This window comes from Mesorhizobium sp. M2C.T.Ca.TU.002.02.1.1 (genome assembly GCF_003997225.1).
This window is the reverse complement of sequence record NZ_RZTO01001150.1, coordinates 1-1,443: the sequence shown is the minus strand read 5'-3', so window position 1 is coordinate 1,443 and position 1,443 is coordinate 1. Positions and strand designations below refer to the sequence as shown.

Here is a 1,443-nt window from a genome sequence, read left to right as displayed (position 1 = left end):
ACCATCTATTATGCCGCGCCGATCATCGTCACCGTGCTGTCCGTGCTGATCCTGGGCGAGACGGTGCCGTTGCTGCGCTGGCTGGCGGTGTTCATCGGTTTCGTCGGCGTGTTCGTCGCCTGCGATCCGACGCGGCTCGGCCTCTCTGCCCCGGTGCTTCTGGTGCTGGCGGCGGCCGTGCTTTGGGGGATCGCGGTGGTGCTGCTGCGCAAGACCGCCATGCAGGAGCGCACCATGATCCAGCTCGTGCTCAACAATTTCTATTTCCTGCTCTTCTCGGCCGTGCCGGCGCTGCTCTGGTGGCGCATGCCCGACTGGCGGCAGCTTCTTTTGCTTGTCAGCGTCGGGGCGCTTGGCGGAGTGGCGCAATATGTGCTGTTCGAAGGCATGAAGCGCGCGCCGGTGTCGATTATCGCGCCGTTCGAATACACCTCGCTGGTTTGGGCCTTCGCGCTGGGCTACGCCATCTGGGGCGACCTGCCGCGTACGGAAGTGTTCATGGGCGCGGCGCTGATCATCGGCGCCGGCCTGCTCATCGTCGGCAACGAGCATTTCCGCCGACGGGAGCACGCCTCATGACAGAGGGGTGTCAGGAGCAACTGGTTAGGCTGGCGCCATGACGGATACGCTCGACATGCCTGAAAAACGTGCGCCTACCGCCGCCGCCGACGTGGCGGCCGAGCGCACGCTCGGCATTATCCTGGTGTCGGCATCGGCCGTCGCCTTCGCGCTCACTGGCGTGCTGACCAAGTCGATCCATGCCGATCCGCTGACCATCACCTGCTGGCGCGGTTTTTTCGGCTCGATCCTGATCACGCTCTATGTGCTGTGGCGTCGGCGCCGCTCGGGCGGGCGCGAGAGCCTGAGATTGGGTTGGCGCGGCTGGCTGCTCGCGGTCGAGGGTGCTGCTGCCAGCATCGCCTTCATATCGGCTTTCAAGTTCACCTATGTGGCCAATGTCGCGGTGATCTACGCGACCTCGCCCTTCATCGCCGCGCTTCTTGCCTTCCTTCTGGTGCGGGAGAAATTCCGGCTGCAGACCATGATTGCGGCGGCGGTGTCGCTTTGCGGCGTCGCCATCATGGTGGGCGCCGGCCTCGGCAGCGGCCATCTGTTCGGCGACGGGCTGGCGCTTTTGATGACCACGGGCAGCGCGCTCTACATGATCATGGTGCGCGCCTTTCGCGACTCGCCGGTTGTCTGGGCGGGCGCGGTCTCGGCCTTCCTGCTCTTCGTGCTCGGCTGGTTCGTCACCGATCCGCTGGCCGTCTCGACGCGCGACGTGGTGCTGCTCGCCACCTTCGGCTGCTCCTTCGCCCTGGCCTCGATCCTGTGGACGGAAGGCTCGCGGCTTATCCCATCGGCGGAAGCCGGACTGCTCGGCTCGGCCGAGGTGCCCTTCGCCATCCTGTTTGCGCTGCTGTTCCTCGGTGAAGTCCCACC

At 65.6% G+C, this 1,443-nt stretch carries 2 protein-coding genes; both read left to right on the top strand.

Annotated elements, in window-relative coordinates; translation table 11 throughout:
- The coding region (locus EOD07_RS34220; protein WP_164772832.1) for a DMT family transporter at window positions 1-579 on the top strand (579 nt) is incomplete at its 5' end.
- A gap of 55 nt (window positions 580-634) precedes the next feature.
- Window positions 635-1,443, top strand: an 809-nt coding sequence (locus EOD07_RS34215) for a DMT family transporter (RefSeq protein ID WP_164772833.1), incomplete at its 3' end; no start/stop codon positions are given.